Here is a 24188-nt window from a genome sequence, read left to right on the forward strand (position 1 = left end):
GCAAGCGCCGCCCCTACTCCCCGTCCGGCATGATCCGGAGCAGGTGGCCGAGCTTGTCGCGCTTGGTCTTCAGGTAACGCAGGTTTTCCTGGCTGGGCTCGATCTCGATGGGAACACGGTCAACCACTTCCATCCCATAGGCTTCGAGCCCGACGATCTTCTTGGGATTGTTGGTCATGAGGCGGAGCTTCTTCAGCCCCAGGTCCACGAGAATCTGCGCGCCAATGCCGAAATCCCTCAGATCCGGCTTGAACCCGAGAGCGATATTGGCTTCCACCGTGTCCATGCCGCCGTCCTGGAGGTTGTAGGCCTTGATCTTGTTCGCCAGCCCAATACCGCGGCCCTCCTGGATGAGGTACAGGACAACACCCTTCCCGGCGCGCTCCACCATGCGCATGGCAGCGTGAAGCTGCTCTCCGCAATCGCACCGGAGCGAATTGAAGATGTCGCCCGTGACGCATGACGAATGGACCCGCACCAGCGTCGGCTCGCCGTCGGTCACATCGCCCTTGATGAGCGCCACATGTTCATGGCTGTCCACGTCATTGTGGTAGACGATGATCCTGAACTCGCCATACTGGGTCGGCAGGCGGCCCTCCGAGACGCGATGAACGAGCCGCTCCTTCCAGAGCCGGTACCGGATGATGTCGGCAACCGAGATGATCTTGAGATTCCATTCGGCGGCAAACCGTTCGAGGTCCGGCATCCGGGCCATGGTGCCGTCGTCCTTCATGATCTCGCAGATGACACCGTAGGGTTTCACACCCGCCATTCGGCAGATATCGACCGAGCCTTCGGTCTGTCCCGTGCGCTGGAGCACGCCGCCCGGACGGGCGATCAGGGGAAATACATGGCCGGGGCGGGACAGATCGCTGGCGGTAGAACTGTCATCAATCGCCACATGGATGGTACGCGCCCGGTCGGCGGCGCTGATGCCGGTCGTCACGCCCGTACGCGCCTCGATGGAAACAGTGAACGCCGTGCCGAACTGGGACGTGTTTTCGCGGACCATCAGGGGAAGGTTCAGGTGCCCGGCACGTTCTTCGGTCAGGGTAAGACAGATCAGCCCCCGGCCATGTTTGGCCATGAAGTTCACAGCCTCGGGGGTGGCGAACTGGGCCGCCATCACGAGATCGCCCTCGTTCTCGCGGTCCTCATCATCAACCATGATGATCATCTTGCCTTCGCGCAGGTCGCGCATGGCGTCTTCGACACGGCTCAACGGCATAGAGGGAACTCCCGCGCACCCGGGAACAGTTCAGGCCGGATCAGCCGGTCCCGACCGGTGGATGGGGTGGCCCCTGAAAACTCCGCGGGTTTCCGCGGCGGGGCGCTTGAGGCGCCGGGGGACACTGGAATCCACCCCCCGGGTGCTGGATGTAACCCTATTCCAAAAATCCGTGTTCGGCCAGAAACCTGAGATCAATCTTCGAACCCCCGGCTTTCCCGGCCACGGCAGGCCCAAGCCGGACCGCGAGCAGCCGCTCGACGTATTTGGCCAGCACGTCCGCCTCAAGATTGACCGGATCGCCCTTTTTGAGCGTGCCCAAGGCTGTTTCGGACCAGGTGACCGGAATGATGTTGACGGTAAACTCCGCCCCTTGAACCTCGTTCACGGTCAGCGATACCCCGTCCACCGCCACCGAACCCTTGGGTATCAGGTACGGGGCGATGGTATCCGGCACCCGGAAGGTGAGCTTGTGGCTCTCGCCCACAGGTTCGGCCGACAGCAGTTCGCCGACGCCATCCACGTGGCCCTGAACGATATGCCCCCCGAGCCGATCAGCTGCCCGGAGCGCCCGTTCGAGATTCACTTCCGATCCCACGGCGACGCTGCCCAGTTTCGTCTTGTTCAGGGATTCGCGGGAGACATCGGCCTCAAAGCCGTCCCTGTGAATCTTCGTTACCGTGAGGCATGTGCCGCTCACGGCGATGCTCTCACCCAATTCAAAATCGCCGGTATCCAGTTTCGTCTGGACCGTCAGGACAACTCCCGCCGTTTCGCCCCCCGGCAGCGCCCGGCGGCCGGTTATCTTCCCACGGTCAATGATGAGGCCGGTGAACATGGCTTGAACCTACCTTGCCCGGTAGCGGCGGTCGAGTTCGCCCGTAACGAGGAGATCATTACCCAGCCGCTCGGTCGCCAGATCGCGGACCGGTATCGCCCCCGCCAGTTTTTCCACGCCGGAACCGCCGAGCACGCCCGGTGCCAGCGCGCCGCCGATGATTCTGGGGGCGAGAAAAAGGGCGAACCGGTCGGCAAGTCCCAGTTCGATCAGGCTCCACCCGAGCGTGGGACCGCCTTCGACCAGTACGCCCGTTATCCGTTCCAGACCCAGGTACCGCCACAGGCGGGGCAGGTCCACCTGTCCGTTCCGGTCAGTCAGCTCCACGACGCGGGCGCCGGCCTTTTCCAGCACCCGGCGGCGGGCCGCTCCACCCCGCCCGGTGGTGGCGATGATCTTTTTCGTCCGGCGGTTACGGAACAGCCTGGCCGTGGGAGGCGTCCGGAGGCGCGAATCGACGATGACAACAGCCGGATCGGCGCCGGTCCGGCGGGTGAACCGCACGTTCAGTTCTGGATCGTCGGCCAGCACAGTGCCCACGCCCACGCAAACGGCATCATAAAGGTCGCGCCACTCGTGAACCCGGCGGAGCGACTCCCTGCCGGTGATGTATTTCGACTGGCCCGTGCGGGTGGCGATCTTCCCGTCCAGCGAGGCGGCGAGCTTCACCACCGTAAATGGCGTCCCGGTTCCGGCCCAGGTGAGGAAGATTTCGTTCAGCCGCCCGGCTTCGTCCTTCAGGATGCCCGTCGTTACTTCAATCCCCGACCTGCGGAGCCGCTGCAGGGCCCCGTCAGCCTTGGGGTGCGGATCATCCGACGCGATGACCACCCGTTTGACCCCGGCCGCAATCAGTCCCGACGTGCAGGGTGGCACCTGGCCCTCAAGGTTGCAGGGGGTGAGCGTCACATAGACCGTTGCCCCCTTCGCCCGGCGTCCGGCCCTTGCGAGCGCCTCGGCCTCGGCGTGCGGCAGGCCCGGACCCCGGTGGTAGCCCTCGGCGATGATTTTGCCGCCCTTTACCACCACCGAGCCGACGATGGGGTTCGGCGAAGTCTTCCCCTTGCCCCGGGCTGCCAGTTCCAGCGCACGGGCCATGAACTTCCGGTCCGCTTCACGCTGCGGATGGAGCTTGACGGGCCGGGCCGGGCGTTTGGGACCGCTCATGTGCCGGTATATAGCACAGAGCCCTCTCTGTTCGCCCCGCCCCCCGATCGTGGTTACAATGTCCCTTGCGCCCTGGAACGGCGGGTGGTCGCGTCAGGGGTTGGCAGCTTGCTGCCGGCCGCCTGCCGAGGAACTTCCGGACTCCGTGGGACCGGACGCCGGCTAACGGCCGGGAGCCGAAAGGCTACGGAAAGTGCAACAGAGAACAGTCCGCCGATGGCCCCGCAAGGGGATCAGGCAAGGGTGAAACGGTGCGGTAAGAGCGCACCCGGCACCGGGGCGACCCGGACCGTGGCAAACCCCGTCCGGAGCAAGATCAAATAGGTGCGCGCTGGTAGGCGAGAGTCCCCGCCGAAGCGCACGGGTAGATCGCTTGAGGGCGCCGGCAACGGCGTTCCCAGATGGATGACCACCGCCCCGCAAGGGGGACAGGATCCGGAGTACAGCCGTTCCAGGGCGCACTTTAGATGAAGGAATCCGGATGAAAACGACTGGCGGATTCGCGGCCATATTGATCCTTTTGCTCCCGGCCTGCGCCCCGAAGGCAATGCCGTTCGACGCCATGGATTTCGACCCGGAACCGGCGCAACTCCAGACGCTGCACGGCGGATTTCTTTTTCCCGCCGGCACGCTCAAGGCTGAAATTGTCCTCACCGAAGCCCGGCAGAGCATCTATTTACAGGACGGGTTCGGAAACCCGGTGGAGACCTTGCCCGAACGCTGCCGGGGGCTCGTGATCCGGCGGGGGACCAGCGAACGCTGGGAAGAGTTCTGGTTCGCCCGCTCAGGAGATGAACCCGGCGCCTTTCATGCGACGGAACTCAGGGAAGCGGTGATCCGCGGCGTCACCGGGCATCTCCTGTTCCGCGACTGCCCAGCGGAAGGGGCGGCCGACGCCGTTATCCGCATCGACCCGCCACGGGACTACTACGCCCGGCACGGCGGCAGGGTTTACACAAACGCCGACTACCTGATCGAAGTGGTGAGGAAGGACGACCTCGTGAAATTCTATGTCTCGACGCCGGAACAGCCCTCCATCGACGTCTCGAAGATCGGCCTAGCCCTGCTCTATGACTCCCGCGGACGTTCGCTTCCGGTGGCCCGCTCACGGGACGGAGCGTTCCTGTATGCCCGCGTCCCGGCCCGTCCTGGCCGCGGCCGGCTCATGTTCCATCTGTTCAACGAGGAACTGGACCTGCAGGTCGAGTGGTAGCCCTCACTGCCACTTCCAGTCCTTGTACCGGTCCCTGAGGGCGGTCTTCAGGAACTTGCCCGTGGAGGTGCGTGGAATCGCGTCAGCGAACTCCACCGCGTCAGGAAGCCACCACTTGGCGAACCGCGATGCCAGATACTGCCTGATGTCGTCAGCAGTCGCCTTCTGGCCATCCTTCAGCACGACGACGGCCAGCGGCCGCTCGTCCCACTTGGGATGCTGGATGGCGATCACCGCCGCCTCCTTCACCGCCGGGTGGCCCATGATGGCGTTCTCCAGATCCACCGAACTGATCCACTCGCCACCCGACTTGATGAGGTCTTTCGTTCGGTCGGTGAGCTTGACGAACCCTTCGGGGTCGATTGTCGCCACGTCTCCGGTCCGGAACCAGCCGTCGGCGGTGAACTTGTCGTCAGAATTCTCAAGCCGGTAGTAGCTCGACGCCACGTACGGCCCACGAACCTGAAGTTCGCCCATCGTCTCCCCGTCCCACGGAGCCTCGCCCTTCTCGTTCACGATACGGGTATCGACCAATGGCACCGGAAGCCCCTGTTTCGCGCGGATGGCATACTTCTCGTCCTCGGTGCAGCCCGCCTGCGACGCTTTCAGCTGACTGCAGGTGCCGAGCGGCGACAGCTCGGTCATTCCCCACAAGTGAATAATTCTCATGCCAAACCGGTCGAGCTTGCGCATCAGGGCCTCGGGAACGGCCGATCCGCCCACCGCCATCCGGACCTCGGACTGGAACTTCCAGCGGGACGGCTCCTTTTCGAGCGCCTCCAGGATGCCAAGCCAGATGGTCGGGACCCCGGCGCTGAAGGTGACGCGCTCGCCCGCAAAAAAATCCAGCAGGTTTGCCGCATCCAGGTGCGGCCCTGGAAACACCTGACGCGCCCCCACCATCACGCAGATGAACGGCAGCCCCCAGGCATTCGCATGGAACATGGGCACCACCGGCATCACCGTATCGTGCTGGGAAAGGCCATGAACGTCCGGCAGCGCCGAGACGAGCGAATGCAGCGCGATGGCCCGGTGAGAATAGAGGACGCCTTTCGGGTTACCCGTGGTACCGCTCGTGTAGCAGATACCCATCGCCTCGTTCTCGTCGATGTCGGGATACCTGAAATCCTCGCTGCCGCTGTCAATAAACTTCTCGTAGTCCTCCATTCCGGCCGGAACCGGCCCCTTGAACGGAACAACGATCACTTTTTCAAACTTCACCCGGTCCTTGAACTGGTCGTAGAGCGGGAGCAGCACGTCATCGACGATCAGGAAACGGTCTTCGGCGTGGTTGGCGATATAGGCGAGGTCGTCCGCAAAGAGCCGCAGGTTCAGGGTATGCAAGACGCCGCCTGCCGCCGGAATGCCGAAGTAGCACTCCAGATGCCGCCAGTGGTTCCAGGAAAGCGTCGCCACGCGGTCCCCGCGTTTCATGCCCGCTTTCGTGAGCGCCGATGCGAGTTTTTTCGTCCGGCGGTAGAACTCGCCGTACGTCGTCCGGTGGATCGACTTGTCGGGCAAACGCGTCACGATCTCCGTTTTCGGGAAAAGCTTTCCGGCCCGCTCCAGCATGAAAGGAAGCGTCAGCGGGTAGTTCATCATCAGGCCGTCCATGCAGGCGGTCCTCCTTGGGATACAGGTCCAGTTCAGACCGGAAATATGTAACCGCCCGGCAGGATGAAGGCCAGACGGTGCGGCCGCAAGTTCACGCCCCCTTGGGCCGGAATGCCTTGATGACGGTGTCGTCGGTTTCGAGCCGGGGACCGTCAACAAGATCAATACAGTAGGGAACGGCGGGGAAAACGGCATCGAGGCATTCACGGATCGACTTGGGCTTTCCCGGCAGGTTGATGATGAGCGTCGATCCGCGTGTCCCGGCGATCTGGCGCGACAGTATCGCCGTCGGGACAAACCTGAGCGACACCGCCCGCATCTGCTCGCCAAAACCATCCAGAATCTTGTCGCAAATATTCTCCGTCGCCTCGGGCGTCACATCGCGTTTCGCCGGGCCCGTGCCGCCCGTCGTGAGAACGAGGCTGCACTTTTCCCGGTCCGCCAGCTCGATAAGTGTCTTTTCGATCACCGGCTGCTCGTCCGGAATGAGGCGGTAAACCTCCTCCCACGGACTTTTGAGATAGGCCTTCAGGGTGTCCCTGATGGCGGGGCCGGAGAGGTCTTCATATACGCCCGTCGAGGCGCGGTCGGAGATGGTGACGATGCCGATACGGATGGGTAATGACATGGAGACATGAGTAGCACGGAACCGGCCGGGGCAGGTAGGCTCATTTCCCGATGGAAACAGTCATCGACAACCGGGAGGTCCGGCACGATTTCGTGGAGCCGCCGCGCCGGATCATCTCTCTGGTGCCCAGCCTGAGCGAGACCGTGGCCGAACTCGCCGGGGTGGATGCGCTCATCGGCGTGACCAGGTTCTGCAAGCACCCGGCAGGGCTTCGTGAACGGATCGCCACCGTGGGCGGCACCAAGGATCCCGATATCCGGAAGATCGCCGCCCTCCAGCCCGATCTCGTTCTCGTCAATGAAGAAGAAAACCGCATGGAGGATTACGAAAAACTCCGCTCGGCCGGCCTGCCCGTCTTCGCCACCGGCCCCCGGACTTTCACCGAAGGGCTCACCCTGCTCCGCCAGATCGGGCGCATTCTGGGCCGGGTCAGGGAAGCCGATGCCATCGCCACGGCGGCTGAGACAAGGGCCGAGAAAATCCGCGCCGAGAGGCCCGGCCGGGGATTGAGGCTCTTTTATCCCGTCTGGAACCGGCCCCTGATGACCATCAGCGGTGACACCTACATCCACGATGTCATCACGCTGTTCGGCTTCGCCAACCCGTTCGCGCCCAAGCGGGACCGTTACCCGGAGATCACCGAGGCCGAACTCGAAAAGGCGCTGCCGCAGGTGATCGTGCTGCCGGATGAGCCGTATGAGTTCCGCCCCGAGCACCGAGCCGACTGGCTGATGAAGAGCCAGTATCCGGCGGCCCGCCGGCTGCAGGTCCACCTCGCTGACGGATCGTATTTCTGCTGGTATGGCGTGCGGCAGCTGGCCGCGTTAAACTATATTGAAAGACTTCTCACCTGACGGAGTAACAACCAGATGCGACGTGCCACCATTTTCCGGCTGTCCGGGCCGGCCCCCCTGCTTGTTCTTGCTGCCATACTGGCCTCGGGTTCCGGCGCCGCCGCGCAGGAACTGGGAGTTTCCCGCATCGAAAGCTGCCAGCCGCTCGCCGACAAGCGGGTCCAGTGTTCGGTGGTCGCCTCAAAGGTGAACTGTGCCAGCCGGCGGTTTACCGATCCGCACCAGGACGCCCCGCCACTGACCTTGCCGGAGAAGACTGCCAGGCAGCAGAAGGGCCGCTGGAAACTCGGCCAGCTCAACATCCCGTCCCAGTGCGAGCCGTTCATTGTCGAGGAGATGTCCGAGGGAATCCTTGCCGTCTTCATCGACACGGCCAAACTCGGTGCCGATGGCTATGTCGAGACTGGCGGGGCCCCAGCCGGACAGACAGCCGCTGCGGCGCCCATTGCCCCCGTTTCGTCGGCCGCCATCGTAGGCCCCGAAGGGGCGGCCTCGCCCAAACCCATCGGCGAGCAGGTGGAGCAGGCCTCCGGGATTCCCCTGCTGGCAGGAGATTTCGTGCGTGTCCGGCAGCCGCGGCCAGCCGGCAGCCGCGACGAGAGCGACTATGCCTATGTGAGCGTCCGGGACGGATATCCCGTCTGGCATGTGCGCGGGGCGGCCACGCTTGCCATGAACCGCCCGCTGAACGGGCTCCCCCACACGGTCTGGCTGCTGGTCCATGCGGGTGCGGAACCCCACGACCGGATCGAGGCGGAACTCGTCCGTTCCGGCGTCACTGTCGCCCGCTGGGCCATGAATCGCGTCTGGACAAATGGCCCCGAATGGATACGCCTCGAGCGGGAACTTCCCGCCGGAACCCTGGAACCGGCCATGAACCCTGGTGACGATCTCAGGTTCCGGATCATCGACCAGAATGAAGCCCGGGAACTCGACATCGTGAAGGCGAAGCTCGTTCAGGCCAGATAGCTACGCGCTCCGCTCGGCACGCTTCGGCTTCCTGACCATGAGCCCGGCCATACGGGCAAAAGCCGATACACGGCCCGGCACATCGCGCACCGCACCCCAGACTTCCTTCACCGGGTCCACCCGGTATTGCGATGGCCGGGGGCCCTTCCGGGGAGCCATCCAGCAGGAATGGAGCATGAAGGGCGGGTTGAAGTCGGGCGCACTGGCGACGGCAACGGGACCCTGCACGAGATTCGCCGCGTCGAAGATGTGGATTTCCTTCGGGGCCTTCTTGTGAACCACCACGACCACGTAGCCGTCGAGGTCATGCTGGCAGTTCCTGCGGGGTACAAAAGTAGGAGGATGCGGGAACATTCCGTCCTCGTACCGGTACACGTCGGAATACTCCATCTGCTCCAGGTCCACGCGTGCCAGCGCACCGGGGATGTATTTCTCAGGCAGCCGGTCCATGGGGACAATGGCGTGCTGGTAGTCCTTGTAAAGACGCCAGGTGGTTTCGGCCATCAGCTCCGGATCGAACCCCATACTGCCGTAAAAGAGGTTTCTGGCCTTCCGCTGGGAGCTGTCGGTGTAGACATTCTGTGTCCAGAGGATTCCGCCCCAGAACTGGTCCCTGTCATATGCCAGTTTCGTCTCCTTCAGTTCTCCCGTCGCGGCTGCGATCCGGTACCTGCCCACCACCGATGGCTGCGAATCGAGTGCGATCAGGCCGTCGTGGTTGGGATCGAACATCTCCCCGTCCCGGTTCCGTTCGTTCGGGTTGCAGGTGATGGCGAGGTCCGCCGTCCCGATATGCTGCAGGTAGACGGTGATCTCGCCTCCGGGATTGTCATAGTCGATGGCGATATGACCGGTGCTCATGGGGATTTTCAGTTCGCGGAACGGCACGCTCCCGCCAGCGGGCGTTTGCTTCAAGTCCTTCTTGCTCACGATCCACAGCCGCGTGAAGTCCTGGTTGGGCCGCTTGCGCGGGCCGCCCATGACCACCGCCGGCTCGGTGGCGAACGGAAGGTCAGTGATGACAAGGTAGTCCTTCGTCGCCTTGATATCGTGAATGCTGTCGAACTTTCCGATACCGTCTAGCTTCCACCGTTCAACAGGACCGTCCAGTGCCCACCGGGCCACCCAGGTGCCCGTTTCGATGCCCGGCAGCGGGATCTGGAGATAGTTCACGAAATAGAGCGCATTTTCGTCATACGCAGGCGCCGGATGCGCCGCGACGGAGGTCATCGGCTCGATAAGCCCCGGCAGGCTGTGAACCCACTCGGTGTTGTCGCCAACCGCTGTCACGTAGTCGAGTGTCTCGGGGTCAATCTCCACCGGGCGGCCGACATCGTAGCCGAGAAACAGACGGTCATTCATCGGCTGCACGTTCGTGTTGGCGAGGTTCGTGACGCCAAAGGGGGACGCCTCCATGACGAACACTTTCCTGAACAGCCAGGGAAGCCGGTCACGCAGTTTCTTGACCGGCGTCTCCACCAGCCGGAACTGGACACGCACCCTGCCGCCGGAATCCGGCGCGCAGTGGATCTTGCAGATCATCCCGTGTTCGTTGAACCAGTGCCCACCTGGCCGCCGCTTGTCGGGACCGACGATAAAAACCGCCCCATCGGCATCAGTGGGCCAGCACCCTTTGGTCACGTTCAGCCGGAAGTCTCCCTCTCCGGCACCCCAGAACAGGTTGTGAGTGATTGTCGCCATGTCAAAGCCTCCAGAGTCCGGACACGTGCCACGTCCTCGCCAACTAACTAAGCAAAAGTGCAGTTGTTTTACAAGTTAAATTTACGGGTGTTCCTTTCCCTTCCAAAATCTCTCTTGCCTTGGAAAGAGGTCCGGTTCATGGTCATCAAAGGGCCCTGATAAGGTGGCGTCCTGCCGCCTGGGGCCCCTTCAGGAGCTTCCACCCCCTTGAGCCGGATTTTCGACTTCGCCACCTCAGCCCTTGCGACGGCCGCACGTCTTGGCGCGGGGATCGTGGCCGAGCAGCCCGCCCGCCGTCCGGGCCGGCCGCTGGAGCTGTACGAATTCGAGGCTTGTCCGTTCTGCCGCAAGGTACGCGAAGCCCTCACCGAACTGGATCTCGAAGTCATGATCTACCCCTGCCCCAAGGGCGGGAAAATCTACCGCCCCCGCGTGAAGCAGCTCGGCGGCAAGGAGATGTACCCGTTCCTTGTGGACCCGAACACGGGCGTGCAGCTTTACGAATCGGCCGATATCGTCGGCTACCTGTTCAAGACCTACGGCGGACGTGCAGCGGGACCCCTGCTCGCCATCGATTCGCTGGCGAACGTGACATCGTTCATCGCCTCGTCGTCCCGTGCAGCCCACGGCCACCGGGCAAGACCGTCGCGCCAGCCGGAAAAGCCGCTCGAAATGTACGGGTTCGAGGCCAGCCCCTTGAGCCGCATCGTCCGCGAAACACTGTGCGAACTGGAGACACCCTATCTGCTGCACAATATCGGCAAGGGAAGTCCGAGCCGGGAGGAGTTCGTGAAGCGGACGGGACAGGAACTGATCCCCTGGCTCATCGATTCCAATACCGGCGCGTCCCTCGGCCCCGATCCCCAGGCGATCCGGCAATATCTCATCGACACCTACGGCACCTGAGCCCGAAACTCTCCCCAGAAGGATCCGCATCATGGAAAGAACCCTTTTCAGCCCCGAACACGACCTGTTCCGCCAGAACTTCCGGAAGTTTCTCGAAAAGGAGGTTGCCCCCCGGTACGAGGCTTTCGAGGATGAGGGCATGGTCGCCCGCGACGTCTGGAAGAAGGCGGGCGAGCAGGGCTACCTGGTGCCGTGGATGCCCGAAGATTACGGCGGCACAGGGGCCGACTGGCTCTATTCGGTTGTGCTGATCGAGGAGGTGGGCCGCGCCAACGTGACCGGGTTCGGCATCTCGCTGCATAACGACGTGGTGGCGCCCTATCTCGCTGACTGGCTGAAGCCGGAACTGAAGAAGGAACTGCTCCCGCAGCTTCTCACGGGCGACAAGATCTTGGCGGTCGCTATGACCGAGCCGGGCTACGGGTCCAATCTCGCCGGTATCCGGACCAGCGCCCGCAAGGACGGCGATGACTACGTTATCACCGGCCAGAAGACCTTCATTACCAACGGCCAGCTCTGCGACTGGGTAGTGGTGGCCGCCCGCACCGACCCGGATGCCCAGCCGCCGCACAAGGGGATATCGCTTTTCCTCGTTGATACGGCGCTGCCCGGTTTCCGCCGCGGCCGGAACCTGAAGAAGATCGGCCTCAAGGCAAACGATACGTCGGAACTGTTTTTCGAGGAGGTCCGCGTGCCGCGCCGCTACCTGCTGGGCGGGGAAAACCAGGGCTTCTACCAGCTCATGACCAAGCTCCAGCAGGAACGGCTCGTCGTCGCCGTGCGCGGCGCGGCTTCCATGCAGTCGGCTGTCGAGCACACGATCCGCTATGTGCAGGAGCGCGAAATCTTCGGACAGCCGCTGGCCAAGATGCAGAACACTCAGTTCCAGATCGCCGAGTGCGCCACTGCCGCCGAAGTCGCCCAGGCTTTCGTGGACCGCCTGATCGCCGCGCACATTGCCGGCAAGGATGTCGTCAAGGAGGTCTCGATGGCCAAATACTGGGTCACGGACCAGCTCAAGCAGGTGGTGGACAAGTGCCTCCAGCTCCACGGCGGCTACGGCTACATGACCGAATACCCCATTGCCCGCATGTACACGGACGCCCGCGTCCAGTCGATCTTCGCCGGCACCAATGAAGTCATGAAGGTCATCATCGCCCGCAAGCTGGGGCTGGACTGACCCGGCAACCGGGCGCGGGACAGCCGTTTGCGCGGGGCCGGGAAACCGGAGATACTTGGTCACTGCCGCGAGGAACACGCAGATGAGCACCGGAAACAGCCGCAAGTCCGATATCCAGTCCGTTCAGAGCCAGGCGCCGCGCCGTCCCTATGAGGCGCCGAAGGTCGTCCATGAGGAGTACATCGAGGCAGTGGCGGTCGCCTGTGACCCGGCGGCCACCCCGTTTCTGCCGGTGAAGAACTCCGACGGCCAGCCGAATAACCAGGGCGGCACCTGCCAGACCGGGTTCCTGAACAGCTAGCTAGAAATGCCAGTAAAGCCCGCCGCTCACCTCGTCGGGGGCGGTGCCTGTTTGCGCACCAGCGCGAAACTCGCCGTTCCTCAGGAAATGAACAGCCCAGAACACCGACGCCTGCCAGACCCGCTGCCGGTCTCCGAGCACCGGGACGAGATAGCGTCCCTCGGCCTGTAACCGTGACCAGCGGGCCACGTCGAACAGGAGGCCGCCCGATACGGACGGCCCTACCCGGAACTGGCTGTCAAAGACGCCGCCCCCGGCGCCCTCGGCTTCGACAAAGACGTAATAAACCTCGCGCCTCCACAACGCGGTTGATGCGGCCAGCCCCGCCCCCGCGTTGCCATAGTAGGACAGGCAACGCCATCTGGGGCACCGTTTCTCACGCGGAAGCACTGCGCCCGTATGCGCCTTCCATGAGATCCTGAAACTCCACGGATCATATGGATAGATGGACGTGATCCTGAGCAGATCGGCCTGTTCAAGAAGGAAGCGCTGCGTTTCGTTCTCGAAGCGGGTCCGGACGTTGACGACTTCCAGCAGGCTGTGGGGAGGGAACCCGTCCTCCCGGCCCAGCAGATCCTGGATTGCCAGCCGGTAGTGGAACTCCTCGAACGACTGTCTGCGGTTTGCCCCGCCCCATATGCCAATCCGTGAAGATCCGTGACCTGATTCCGGCGGTGAAGGCCGCTCAATCTCCACCTCAGGTGGAGGAAGGCCGATCCGTGTGCGCCTTAACAGCATCGCCCGCTCGGCCTCATCCCGTGCGTCCGGTGTCTCTCCGCTTGCCCGGTGAACCTGGAAATACAGGCCGGCAGCATCCAGCACCCGGACCTGGCGTTCCGGCGGCAGATCGTCATAACCCCGAAACCGGTCCGGCCCCCGGTCCTCCACAATCCGGGTGGCGATCTTCCGTTCGCTGCCCGTGAGCAGATCGCGCCGGGCCAGCATCCGTTTCACGATGGCCGGACGATAGTGGGTTTCAGTCACCAGCCCCGGCACCGAGGTAACCAGGCTCACCGTATCGGTGGGTATCACCCAGAGATTGAACTCCTCGCGCAAATGAAGACCCGGCCGGGCAACCTCGAGCAGCGACAGGATGTGATAGGAACAGTTCTCGTCCAGGAACCAGTAGTCGAAGTGGGTATTTCCCAGTTCCCACATGTGCAGGACCATCCACTCAATTTCCGCTTCCGTCAGGGACAGCCGGTATTCCCAGAGGTCCCGGCTCTCCAGGTTCGAATACACCTGGACCATCAGATAGTAGGGAATGGTCGAAAAGTTTCCCTGGAACCCGCCGAACAGCCCAAGTATCGGATAGGCCGGACCGCCCGCCCCCTCATCGTTGGCGGCGAAATTGACAATATAGGAGAGAAGATCGTGAGCGGCCTTCGTTCCTTTCCGGTCAATCCGCAGGAATGTATGGCCGTACATGGACGCGGGGTTGTTCACATAGGCAGCGGAAAAAACGAACGTCACCGTCCCCGGATCCAGTTGCCCGCGAAAATGCTCGAAGCGGCCGCAGCTCTGGAACGGAAGTTTGTCCGGGTCGAACGCAAGCTGTTCCTTCAGCCACCGGAACCGGGCCGGGAACATGCACTGGGGATGCTGGACCTGTTCGGTTTCCTCCAGCGGCGGATCGAAAAAACGGGTGAGCGTCGCCTCCATCTCCGCTTCGGGGTTCCGGTGGCCGTCATCCGCGAAGAAAAATCCGCGCCCGTCCGCCTCGCTCCGGGAACCCCGGTAGTGAAGCAGCAGCAGCCAGAACCGGTCCCGGGCGAGTTTTTTCTCGCGGGATTTTCCGATCAGTTCCTGAAGATACGGGTCTGGAGGAGTTGCACCTTCCTCATCAGCCCCTGCGCGAGCCAGATGTGGAAAGGTGGAAAAACCAAGAAGAATGTACAGAACGGTCACATATAAAAACGAACCGCCGCCCCTTTTGACGGGGGCGGCAGTCCTTGTCAATCGCTCAGGAAGTGGCTGGATCAGATCCGGGTGCACGTCTGGGCAAGGCCGGGATCCGATGCGACCGTGGCCTTGACGGTCATCAGCATGCCGGCAGGAGTGGTTCCGGCCGCCGGGAAGATCGTCTCATACTGCTTTTGCGCGACAGATGCGAAATCCTGGCTGCCACTGCAACCCAGAAGCGCCGAGAAAGCGGTCACATATTCGCCGCCGCCATTGGCCATATCGCGGGCGATCTGCTTGAAGTTCGCCTCGGCAAACATCATCTGCTCGGCCTCTTCGTTCCGGGCGGTGCCGCCAGAGGTGCAGTTTGATGTGCCCGTTGTGATACCAAATGTCTGGGTACCAAATGTTCCGTTGGTGGTGGCTGCCAGAACCTGTTTGACGCGCTGGTCGTTAATCGCCTTGTCCGCATCCTGCCCTGACGCGAAGATGATCGAACCGAGACCACAGCCCGCCATGCCGTACTTGGCAGCTTCGGCCGGGGTGCCAGTCAGCGAGAGCGTGAGCGCGGCGAATGCAAGGGACATGCACAGATGGGTTTTCTTCATAGGGCGGGACTCCTTTAAGTGGTGGTTGCCTCCTCCTGATAAAAGAGGAATAGCATTTCTTTAGTTGCCGAAGTTTTAACCCATTCTGTTTTGTGCGGTCAATCAGACAAACGATGTGACGATTTTCTGTTACCAATCCGTCTGCCGATGGACCGGGCCTTGACTTCGGCCTGCCCGTGACGGCCCCTAGTCATTCACCATGCCAATGCCCCCCGATACCTTTTACCTTCACGACTGGCTTGGCTTTCACGCTGGCCGGACGCCGGGAAAGACCGCCCTCGTGGACGCCGCGAAGGGCGGCGCCTCTGTCACCTGGCAGGAATGGAACGGCCGGGTTCGCTCTCTCGCCAGCCGGCTGCACACTGACGGCCTCCGCCCCGGAGACCGGGTGGCCTGGTTTGGAACCAACTCCATCGGGTTCCTGACGGGCTATCTCGCCTGCTCGATGGGCGGCCATGTGTTCGTGCCGTTCAACTACCGGTGGGCTCCCGACGAGGTAGCCTTTGCGCTCCGGGACTCCCAACCCCGGATCATTTTCACGGACCCCGAGTTCGAATCGGCCCTGAACGCAGTCGCCGGAAGCATCCCGGTCGTTCCGGCGGCTGGCGGCGATCCCGGACTGGTCCTGGATACCGGCTACCAGTCTCCCCCGCTCGATCCCGGAATGACCGCCGGGCTTTTCTACACCTCTGGCACCACGGGCCGCCCGAAAGCGGCCATCTGCACGCACCGGCGCATCTGGTGGAATACCCGGAACGCGGTTGACGTGTTCGGGATGACCGGCGCCGACGCGGCCCTGCTGGCGACGCCGCTCTTCCATACCGGTGCGCTGTACACACAGTTCCATCCCGTTCTGGCCGCTGGCGGAACTGCCATCCTCCTCGACCGGTTCGAGCCGGAAAGCTACCTCCGCACCATCGCCAGTAACGGAGTCACGATCACCTTCGCCGTTCCCACCATGATGGAGCAGCTCCTGCAAACGGGCTGGCTCGACCGGCTGCCTCCCCGCCACCTCCGTTTCCTGTACGTGGCCGGGGCCGCGGCCACGGCACCGCTGGTGGAGGCCTACGAATCCCGTGGCATACCCCTGCGGCAGGGCTATGGAACCACCGAGACAAACATGATCGCCTGCATGCTCCACGGAGAGGTGCGCGGACGCCCCGCTTCCGTCGGCCGGATCGCACCGAACTGGGAGGTGCGCCTCGTTGACGACGAGGGCCGGGACGTGAAACCGGGCCAGACGGGCGAGATTGCCGTGAGGGGGCCGGGAATGTTCTCTGGCTACCTGAACCGGCCGGAAGAAACCGCGGCGGCACTCAGGGACGGTTACTTCCACACGGGCGACCTTGGCTGTTTCGACCAGGATGGTTTCCTGTACATCTCCGGGCGCAAGAAGGAGATGTACATCTCCGGCGGCGAGAACGTCTATCCGGCCGAAGTGGAGCGTGTCCTGGCCGAGCATCCGTCGGTAGCCGAGGCAGCCGTCACCGGGGTTCCCGATCCGCGCTGGGGCGAGACCGGCGGCGCGCTGGTGGTGATCCGCCCCGGACACAGGTTCGACGCCGAGGCGCTTCGCCTCCATGCGCGCGAAAAACTGGCCCACTACAAGGTGCCGGCCAGATACCGGCAGGCCGGTGCCCTGCCCCGGAATGCCCTCGGCAAGGTTGTGAAATCCCAGGTACGGGACATTCTGACCGGCGACGGATAGGACCAGCCCCGGAAAAACCGGTGGCGGCCCCGGCGGATTTGGGAGTAAGCTCCCGCCTGGAGCCCGGCATGAAAGCCATCGTCAAGAAATCATTGGCAACAGACGCGCCGCTTGCCCTCGTGGAACTCCCCGCCCCCGTGCCCAGGGCCAACGAGGTCCGGGTAGCCATCAAGGCGGCCGGGGTGAACCCCGCCGACTGGAAGATGCTGGCTTCCGGCGCCGCCAGCCTCGCCGGGCGTACGCTGAACCCCTCCGGCCAGGTATTCGCCGGGATGGATTTCTCCGGCATCATCGACGCCACCGGAACGAACGTCACACGCTTCAAAGTGGGCGACCCCGTGGCAGGGGCCACCCGTGTTTTCATGGGTCAGGGAGGAAGCTGGGCCGATACGGTCGTGCTCCCCCAATCACAGGTCTGCCCGCTGCCCGAAGGGTTCGATCTCGTGGCTGCCGGAGCCCTGCCTGTCCCCGGAGTCACCGCCTGGATGGCCGTGGTCCGGATCGGCAGGCTGAAACGAGGGCAGAAGGCACTCATACTGGGCGCATCCGGAGGCGTTGGACACCTGGCCCTGCAAGTCGCCAAGCACGTGTGCGGCGCGTTCACCGTAGGCGTCTGCTCCGCACGGAACATCCAGCTCGTCCAGTCCCTCGGCGCCGACGTGGCCATTGACTACGGGAAGGGCGATGCACTGGAACAGGCCCAGCCGCACGGGCCCTATCAGGTCGTGGTCGATTGCGTCGGGGACTATTCCGCCGTCCGCTGCCACGAACTGCTCACCCCGCAGGGGCGACACGTCAACATCGCCGCGCAGTCGGCTTCCGCCATCGCGCAGATGCTGGTACCGCCCTTCCGCACCCGGACCCTGCTCGGCCTGCCCACCCCCGCGACTCTGAGGCCAGTCATCGAGGCGGTCGCATCGGACCGGATCAAGGTGATCGTCTCGGAGCGGATACCGCTCTCCCATGCGGAAAAGGCCGTCGCGCTCAGCCAGTCCGGCCGCGTTGTGGGCAAAATCGTTCTGGTACCATGAAATGCAGGTGCGAAGGCTGGTGCGGATAGACGGACTTGAACCGTCACGGGTTGCCCCATAGGCTTCTGAGACCTACGTGTCTGCCAATTCCACCATATCCGCAAGGGGCCAGTGAACGGCCCGTGGATCGCGGCGACTAGATTATCCACCGAAGCGGCTGAGTCAATACCGCCGGAACCGCCATTTCAGGCGGAAAGCGCGTCCAGCGCCCTGATTCCGCGCCTGAGAGCCCACACGCCGGCTCCGGCCAGCCCCGCCATGCAGGCCGCCACCACCGATCCGATCAGGACCGTTTCGCCCCCGGTGAGCAGGCGGCCCCTGAGTTCCGCCGTGAACAGCACGTAGGCGGGCCCCGCCAGCAGGGTCATCACGAGGGCCGTCAGGCCCAGCGCCACGAGCATGAACACCAGCCCGCCGTAGCTGAGCGAAACCTGAGAGACATTCTCCGCCCGGAAGTTCGGATACATGGCGCCAATACCGATGCCCAGGGCCACGAGCGAGAACGACAACACGCCGGTGAAAAGCGGTCCCAGCCAGACCAGATAGGCGGGAACCTCCAGCAGGTGGTTCGAGGCGAAGATCATTCCCTGGGAAAGCAGCAGCAGCGGCGGGAAGTAGGTCCAGAACTTCGCGGCGATTATCGCCCGGGACGGTAATGCCGCCGTCCGCAGTATCCAAAACGACTCTCCCTCGATCGACACCGCCGGATAGGCGAACCGCATGATGACGCTCGTGAGGACGAACGCCACCATGCCCATGTTCAGGAACGAGATGGTCCCCCGGACCGGCGGCAGGTCCACGCCCTTCTGGAGATTCAGCGCCCATATGTTGAGGAGGTACACCGCCCCGACCGCCCCGATCACCAGCATCTGCGACCATTGTCCCGCATCGCGGAAGAAAACCAGCAGATCCTTTTCCAGGATCGGGCGAGCCTTTTTCGGGGCGAACAGGGCGAGCCCCCGGGCAACCAGCACAATGCCCCGGTCCAGCGCCCGGCGAAGCCGGTCGGGCACCAGACGGATAAACCCGCTCCGCTTCACCAGTTCGCCCGTGTGGCCCGAATGGACCGGTTGCGCCTCCGGATCGACGCGCTTGCTCTCCTGCGTGAGCGACCAGCCCTGGAAGTAGACCCGCGCCGCCATCCATTCGGCCACGAAATAAAGCGCCAGCGCCGTCACCGGCAGGGCTACTGCGTAAAGGACGAGCCAGTCCCCCTTCATCGCCGGCAGGCCGGTTCCAAAGGCCAGCAGTTCGGCAAACCAGGTGGAGGGCATCAGGGGCGAGCCGCCCACCTCAAGACCCCGGATATAGTCCTGCACCGAGGCGCGGGCCTCGGGGTCGGTGAGCCGCTCCGGCCTCAGGTACCGGGCGAAATAGACAAACCCGGCCGCGATCACCAGGAAAAACACCATCAGGATGTCACGCAGCCGCCTGGCGGGGAAGATGTTCACCAGCGCGAAGACGAGCATCGTCCCGGCTGATACTGGAAAGGTGCAGAAAATCACCCAGGCCACGAGCGCGCCGGGGTAGAACCACCAGGGCGCCCCCAGCCGGATTCCATAGGCGGCAAGGACCGGAGTGATGAAAACAAACATCATCCATGAGCTTGCGAGGAGCGTCTCCACGAACTTCGCCCGGAACACCGTCACGACCGGAATGGGCGCGGGGAACAGGAGATCGAGGTCACGGGAGAGGAAAAAGGTCGAAAGCGCGGAGATCACCGACGAATAGAGCAGAAGCGACAGCAGCAGGATGACGAGAATGGCCAGTATGTTCTTCGCCACCAGCGGCCCGACCTGCGGGGCCTGATCGAGATAGCGCAAGACGCGCCAGGTGCCGCCGAAGATAAGCCCCCAGCTGAAAAGGGCGAGGCCGGCCAGGAACACGGCCCGGTAACGCTCTCCCGTGCGGTGCCGGAAGCCATTTCGCGCGCCCCGGATGCGGGGCCACAGGAGGTCAGGCAGCGAGGCGGCGCGAGGCACCGTCACTTCTGGTCCTTCCGCGCCTCTTCCTGTGCGCCGGAAATCATCTGGCGGATCAGGAACCGGCTCCACGCGCTCCGGTTGGCCCCTCCCAGAAGTGCGCGCATGTCCTCGTACAGGGCGGGATCCTGGAGCAGTGCGCCCATGGTGCCCTTCCCTTCCTTCATCCCGCCCATCAGTTCGCGCAGATCGGCACTCGTCGCCTTCAGGTTCCGCGCCGTCTGGGCCAGCTCGCCCACGACGTTCTGTTCCTCGCCTGCGTAGATCAGCTCATGCAGGATTCCCTTGCCGGTCCTGATGTCCCCGACCAGGCCAGAGAGTGTCGCGGCGAAAGCCGACAGATTGTCCATCGCTTCGGTGAACTTGGTCCCGTAGATCATCGTGTGCAGGGTGCCGGGGCCCTTCTTCACGTCGGCGACAATATCCTTCAGGCGGCTGGAGCCATCCTTGAGACTCGCCGACGTTGCCTGGAGATCGTCAAGCATCTGTTTCGGACCCTTGTCGTAGATCACGGCATGCGCGAGGCCCGGCCCCTCACGAACCTCACGGGTGATGCTTTCAATGTGCTGCATGGCGTTCGACAGGTTTTTGGCCGTCACCGGATCCAGATACAGGTCGATCGCCTTGGCCGCCTTCCCCGTCACCTCCTCCACGTTCTGGACGATCTGCTGCCCCTTGGCGACGATCGCCCCGAAGTCGAGCGGATCTTCGCCGACCAGAATCTCTCCGCCCTCCAGCGTGCCTTCGGCGACGTTCCCCTGCTGGATTTCCACATACTTGTCACCAAGAAGGCCCAGTGTCCGCACCGTCGGAAGGGAGTCTTTCGCAAGACGCTGGCCGGTCCACCGCTCCAGAATCATCTCCACGAAGACGCGGGGATCGGCGGGATCCGGCGGAAGATAGATGCGTTTCACCGAACCGATGTCGAGCCCGCGATAACGGACCGAAGCGGCCTCGATGAGACCGGAGACATCCTTGAAGGTGGCCGTCACGGTCATGGTCGGCGCGAAGGGGTTTCTCCGGCCCCCCAGCACGACGATCGTGGCCATCAGGCCGCCGATGGCTATGACAACGAACAGTCCGACAAGCACGTTGGTTTTGGGCTGGGGCATGGCGTTGCTCTCCTGATGCTTTCTTCCGCTCCGGTCAGGTCTCGCTGAGCGGCAGGGTGCCTTCTATGAATCCGCGCACAAAGGGGTCGCTATGGCCGCGGATCTCGTCGGGTGTACCGACGGCAATGATCTCGCCCCGGCGGATCAGCGCGATCCGGTCGGCAACCTCGAAAACGGTCATCATGTCATGCGTAACGACCATGCTGGTGACACCTATCCGTTTCTGGAGCTTGCGGATCAGTTCGTTGATCCGGCGGGTATTGGTCGGATCAAGGCCTGTCGAAGGTTCGTCGTACAGAATGACCTCCGGGTCGGTAGCGATGGCGCGGGCGAGCCCGACCCGCTTTTTCATTCCCCCGGACAGGTTCTGGGGAAAGAGGTTCTCGATGCCTGGTAAACCGACCATCTCAAGCTTTTCCTTTACGCGAACGGCGATTTCTCCCTCGGAGCACAGCTCCTGCTCGCGCAGCGGGAAGGCGATGTTGTCGAATACCGAGAGCGAATCGAACAGGGCAGCCCCCTGGAACAGCATGCTGATCCGGCGGCGAACGGGGAGGAGCTCGTCCTCGCCCAGCCGGGTAACGTCTGCCCCCTCGAAGACAATACGTCCGCTGTCAGTGGGCAGGAAACCCAGCAGCAGTTTCAGCAACACGCTTTTCCCCGATCCTGAGCCGCCAAGAAGGCAAAGCGTCTCTCCGCGCCGGACATCAAGGCAGATGTTCCGGTGAACCGGACGGGGCCCGAAGGCCTTCGCCACGTTCTCGAAATGGATCAGCGTTTCGGTTTCGGGCACGTGCAGCGGTCTCCTACAGCAGCAGCATCAGTATCTTGGTCAGCAGGAAGTCGGAAATCAGCGTAACCACCAGCGTCACCATGACCGTCACCTTGGTCGCACGGCCGAGCCCTTCGGTCCCGCCGGTCACGGCAAGCCCCTGGCGGCAGGCGATCAGCGCCACGAACAGGCCGAAGAAAATGGTCTTGGTGATTCCCGAAATCACGTCCTCGGCCCTGAGGGAACGGGTGGCCGTCTCGAAGAAGTAGGACGCTGTGATTCCCAGCTCCGAATAGCTGATCAGCATGCCGCCACCGATGCCAAGCACGTTGGCGAAAATTGCCAGCAACGGGAAGCAGATCACGCAGGCGGTCACCCGCGGGACAACGAGATGCCGGACCGGATCAGCCCCGAGCCCCCGCATGGCATCCACCTGCTCGGTGACGGTCATGGATCCGATCTCGGCAGTAATACCGGCCCCGACCCGGCCGCCCACCAGAAGCGACGTCAGCACCGGGCCCAGCTCCCGGACGAAGGCGAACGATACTATCGTTCCGACGTAGGTTTTCGCACCGAACCTGGCGAGCCCTTCGGCCAGCTGAAGCGCCAGCACCATGCCGGTGAATACCGATGCGATCATGGCGATGCCGATGCTTTTGACTCCGATTTCATACATCTGCTCCATGAACAGCTTCAGCGGCCAGCGCCGTGTCGCCAGCCGGACGCATACGGACCAGAAAAGCTGCCAGACCTCGCCTACGGCGTTCAGCGTCGAAAGCGACATGCCGCCAATCCCGCCCAGCGTCTGTTTGCCCGCCTTGCCGGCGAACACGGCGGGCTGCTGGATCGTTTCGAGCACATCGCGGGGAGTGGGTATCTCCATCTCAGCGAAGATCCTCAAAGCCGTCTATGAACTTCAGGCAGGTTTCCCGCACCGTTTCGAACCGTTCAGGCTGTGCGGTACAGGAAAAATCGAAAATGCAGGCGTCCTTCTTCAGGACACGGATGTACAGCCGCACCGGTACGCCATCGAGTTTTCCGTCCAGTTCCAGTTCGTAAGCCTCGCGGCCGGCCATCGGCAGGATGCCCTCACGCAGCTTCTGGCGGCCAGTGATTCCCCACAGGAGGTTTTCGGCCAGCCTCCTCAGGGGGGAATCTTCGTACCGGTTGCAGGTGGAGTTGGCCGACAATACGGCACCCGACTCCGGGTGGCGGAACAGCACATCGCCCCAGTCGGCGGTTTTGCCCGGCTCCCACGGTTCGCCCGGTTCGCCGATGCGGTATTTCACGACATCCCGGGTCACGACACCGTCGCTGTAGCGGGCACGGGGAGTCGCGCAGGAAAGAGCGAACAGGAGCGCCAGGCCCAGCATCCCAAACCGCAGAATTGCCCGTATTTTCAACACAATCGGGAATTTAACCGGTCAGAACAGGGATGAGTAGTGCGAATGCCTCCCCCGCAGTTGCCTTTCACTTGCCCCGCGCCAGCGGTTCCATCCACCGGAGACGCGCCAGGTAGTCAGCCGGACGGACGAGGTCGATGCTTTCGCGAGCCAGCTCCGGAATCCGGCGTTTCAGAACCCTGACCGTCGAGGGCCTGGGGTGCCCGATGGCGATGGCGTGGCCCCGGCGCCGGGCAAGCCGGAGAAGCTCCTGGTACTGCTTGTCAACCGCCTTTTCGTCCGGATCGTCGTCCAGAAACACATTCCGCCCAAGCGCTGGGATGCCAAGATCAATGGCGGCCTCATATGCCTTGGAAGAACCGATGGTGCGGGAATCCAGGAAAAAGAGCCCCGTCCCCGCCAGCGGCTTCAGCGCGGCCCGTATCTTCTGGAGATCCGACGTGAGCGCCGAACCCATGTGGTTGTTCACCCCCGATGGACGAACCTTCACAAGTGCCTCCCGCACACGGCGCGTGATCTCCTCGTCCGGCATGGACCTGAGAAGGCAGTCTGGGCAGGGATCAGGGTTCGGCCAGCCGCGGTACTCCATTGGCATATGCAGCATGTACTGGCGTCCGTCAGCCTGAAGGAGCCCGAGCGCCTCTTCGGTACCGGGGGCGTTGGGGAGCACCGAATAAGTAAGATCCGGATGGAGCGGAAGCAGCTCCCTGAACTCCGGCATGTAGTGCCCCACATCGTCAATCACGATGAGAACAAACGGACGTCCCGGCATCCGCCGGATTTCCGGCGGGGCGTCCGGCACGGGCACGCGCCGGGGCATATCGTCTATGACTGCCGGGGCATCATAGGCCGGACGCGGGAGTTCCCGGCCGAAGAGTCTGGAAAAACCGCGGGATACCCTTTCGGAAACGGCGCCGACAGTCCTTGAAACCGGACCGGACGCCCCGATCCCAACGCCTGTCAGGAAGGCAGCGACGGCCACAACCGCCAGCAGGGGCGGGATGCCGCCCGGCAGGCGCGAACCGGCAGCCGGCTTGTTGCGTGCGGTCATTTTGGCAGCGGCCAGTCCTC

The 24188-nt window shown here is 63.3% G+C and carries 22 protein-coding genes, 1 tRNA gene and 1 other RNA gene; 9 read left to right on the top strand and 15 right to left on the bottom strand.

Going from position 1 to position 24188, the window contains the following annotated elements:
- Window positions 1-13: 13 nt before the first annotated feature.
- The 3 genes from KIT79_14315 to ribD all read right to left on the bottom strand — a co-directional run bounded on the left by KIT79_14315 (window position 14) and on the right by ribD (window position 3233).
- A complete protein-coding gene (locus KIT79_14315) occupies window positions 14-1228 on the bottom strand; it encodes a bifunctional 3,4-dihydroxy-2-butanone-4-phosphate synthase/GTP cyclohydrolase II (GenBank protein MCW5830478.1) in 1215 nt (404 codons plus the stop codon).
- Between the two features lie 157 nt (window positions 1229-1385).
- Window positions 1386-2066, bottom strand: coding sequence for a riboflavin synthase (locus KIT79_14320; protein ID MCW5830479.1), 681 nt, complete (start codon window positions 2064-2066; stop codon window positions 1386-1388).
- 9 nt (window positions 2067-2075) lie between these two features.
- The gene (ribD, locus tag KIT79_14325; GenBank protein MCW5830480.1) at window positions 2076-3233 is read right to left on the bottom strand and encodes a bifunctional diaminohydroxyphosphoribosylaminopyrimidine deaminase/5-amino-6-(5-phosphoribosylamino)uracil reductase RibD; all 1158 of its coding nucleotides are present in this window, start codon (window positions 3231-3233) and stop codon (window positions 2076-2078) included.
- 72 nt (window positions 3234-3305) lie between these two features.
- Here ribD and rnpB point away from each other — a divergent pair.
- Window positions 3306-3692: RNase P RNA component class A (rnpB, locus tag KIT79_14330), an RNA gene on the top strand.
- A 22-nt stretch (window positions 3693-3714) separates the two neighbouring features.
- Window positions 3715-4446, top strand: a complete 732-nt coding sequence (locus KIT79_14335; protein MCW5830481.1) for a hypothetical protein — start codon at window positions 3715-3717, stop codon at window positions 4444-4446.
- Between the two features lie 3 nt (window positions 4447-4449).
- On the opposite strand, the gene KIT79_14340 is transcribed toward KIT79_14335, so the two are convergent.
- The gene (locus KIT79_14340; protein MCW5830482.1) at window positions 4450-6060 is read right to left on the bottom strand and encodes a long-chain fatty acid--CoA ligase; all 1611 of its coding nucleotides are present in this window, start codon (window positions 6058-6060) and stop codon (window positions 4450-4452) included.
- A gap of 91 nt (window positions 6061-6151) precedes the next feature.
- Complete coding sequence (gene mog, locus KIT79_14345; GenBank protein ID MCW5830483.1) at window positions 6152-6688, bottom strand: molybdopterin adenylyltransferase; 537 nt, start codon at window positions 6686-6688, stop codon at window positions 6152-6154.
- Window positions 6689-6738: 50 nt separating this feature from the next.
- Here mog and KIT79_14350 point away from each other — a divergent pair, with 50 nt between their 5' ends.
- Both KIT79_14350 and KIT79_14355 read left to right on the top strand, forming a co-directional pair.
- Window positions 6739-7542: an ABC transporter substrate-binding protein gene (locus KIT79_14350; protein MCW5830484.1), complete on the top strand. Its 804-nt coding sequence runs from the start codon at window positions 6739-6741 to the stop codon at window positions 7540-7542.
- Between the two features lie 15 nt (window positions 7543-7557).
- The gene (locus KIT79_14355) at window positions 7558-8511 is read left to right on the top strand and encodes a hypothetical protein (GenBank protein MCW5830485.1); all 954 of its coding nucleotides are present in this window, start codon (window positions 7558-7560) and stop codon (window positions 8509-8511) included.
- Here KIT79_14355 and KIT79_14360 read toward each other — a convergent pair whose 3' ends face one another.
- Window positions 8512-10212 carry a carotenoid oxygenase family protein gene (locus tag KIT79_14360; protein MCW5830486.1) on the bottom strand — a complete coding sequence of 567 codons (1701 nt, stop codon included), beginning with the start codon at window positions 10210-10212 and terminating at the stop codon, window positions 8512-8514.
- Between the two features lie 207 nt (window positions 10213-10419).
- On the opposite strand from KIT79_14360, the gene KIT79_14365 reads away from it, so the two are divergent.
- The 3 genes from KIT79_14365 to KIT79_14375 all read left to right on the top strand — a co-directional run bounded on the left by KIT79_14365 (window position 10420) and on the right by KIT79_14375 (window position 12599).
- On the top strand, window positions 10420-11118 hold the full coding sequence (locus KIT79_14365) for a glutathione S-transferase N-terminal domain-containing protein (protein MCW5830487.1): 699 nt from the start codon (window positions 10420-10422) through the stop codon (window positions 11116-11118).
- A 31-nt stretch (window positions 11119-11149) separates the two neighbouring features.
- Complete coding sequence (locus KIT79_14370; protein ID MCW5830488.1) at window positions 11150-12298, top strand: acyl-CoA dehydrogenase family protein; 1149 nt, start codon at window positions 11150-11152, stop codon at window positions 12296-12298.
- Between the two features lie 82 nt (window positions 12299-12380).
- Complete coding sequence (locus KIT79_14375) at window positions 12381-12599, top strand: hypothetical protein (protein MCW5830489.1); 219 nt, start codon at window positions 12381-12383, stop codon at window positions 12597-12599.
- Here the strand turns inward: KIT79_14375 and KIT79_14380 are convergent, their stop codons facing one another.
- Both KIT79_14380 and KIT79_14385 read right to left on the bottom strand, forming a co-directional pair.
- Window positions 12600-14507 (bottom strand): DUF4105 domain-containing protein, encoded by a 1908-nt coding sequence (locus KIT79_14380; protein ID MCW5830490.1) that lies wholly within the window; start codon window positions 14505-14507, stop codon window positions 12600-12602.
- 71 nt (window positions 14508-14578) lie between these two features.
- Window positions 14579-15109, bottom strand: a complete 531-nt coding sequence (locus KIT79_14385; GenBank protein ID MCW5830491.1) for a DUF3015 family protein — start codon at window positions 15107-15109, stop codon at window positions 14579-14581.
- Between the two features lie 199 nt (window positions 15110-15308).
- Between KIT79_14385 and KIT79_14390 the strand changes: the two genes are divergently transcribed.
- Window positions 15309-16817, top strand: coding sequence for an AMP-binding protein (locus KIT79_14390; protein ID MCW5830492.1), 1509 nt, complete (start codon window positions 15309-15311; stop codon window positions 16815-16817).
- Between the two features lie 68 nt (window positions 16818-16885).
- Complete coding sequence (locus KIT79_14395; protein ID MCW5830493.1) at window positions 16886-17848, top strand: NAD(P)-dependent alcohol dehydrogenase; 963 nt, start codon at window positions 16886-16888, stop codon at window positions 17846-17848.
- 17 nt (window positions 17849-17865) lie between these two features.
- Here the strand turns inward: KIT79_14395 and KIT79_14400 are convergent.
- The 7 genes from KIT79_14400 to KIT79_14430 all read right to left on the bottom strand — a co-directional run bounded on the left by KIT79_14400 (window position 17866) and on the right by KIT79_14430 (window position 24168).
- A tRNA-Leu gene (locus KIT79_14400) sits at window positions 17866-17950 on the bottom strand.
- A gap of 83 nt (window positions 17951-18033) precedes the next feature.
- Window positions 18034-19836, bottom strand: a complete 1803-nt coding sequence (locus KIT79_14405; protein ID MCW5830494.1) for a hypothetical protein — start codon at window positions 19834-19836, stop codon at window positions 18034-18036.
- On the bottom strand, window positions 19833-20942 hold the full coding sequence (locus KIT79_14410; GenBank protein MCW5830495.1) for an MCE family protein: 1110 nt from the start codon (window positions 20940-20942) through the stop codon (window positions 19833-19835). Before KIT79_14410 ends, KIT79_14405 begins: the two co-directional genes overlap by 4 nt.
- A gap of 34 nt (window positions 20943-20976) precedes the next feature.
- Complete coding sequence (locus KIT79_14415) at window positions 20977-21741, bottom strand: ABC transporter ATP-binding protein (GenBank protein MCW5830496.1); 765 nt, start codon at window positions 21739-21741, stop codon at window positions 20977-20979.
- A 7-nt stretch (window positions 21742-21748) separates the two neighbouring features.
- Window positions 21749-22615 carry an ABC transporter permease gene (locus KIT79_14420; GenBank protein ID MCW5830497.1) on the bottom strand — a complete coding sequence of 289 codons (867 nt, stop codon included), beginning with the start codon at window positions 22613-22615 and terminating at the stop codon, window positions 21749-21751.
- Entirely contained in the window at window positions 22599-23120 is a 522-nt protein-coding gene (locus tag KIT79_14425) for a hypothetical protein (protein ID MCW5830498.1), read from the bottom strand. The genes KIT79_14420 and KIT79_14425 overlap by 17 nt, the downstream gene beginning before the upstream one ends.
- A gap of 64 nt (window positions 23121-23184) precedes the next feature.
- On the bottom strand, window positions 23185-24168 hold the full coding sequence (locus KIT79_14430) for a divergent polysaccharide deacetylase family protein (GenBank protein MCW5830499.1): 984 nt from the start codon (window positions 24166-24168) through the stop codon (window positions 23185-23187).
- Between the last annotated feature and the right edge of the window lie 20 nt (window positions 24169-24188).

It is taken from the genome of Deltaproteobacteria bacterium (assembly GCA_026129095.1).
GTDB lineage: Bacteria > JAGRBM01 > JAGRBM01 > JAGRBM01 > JAHCIT01 > JAHCIT01.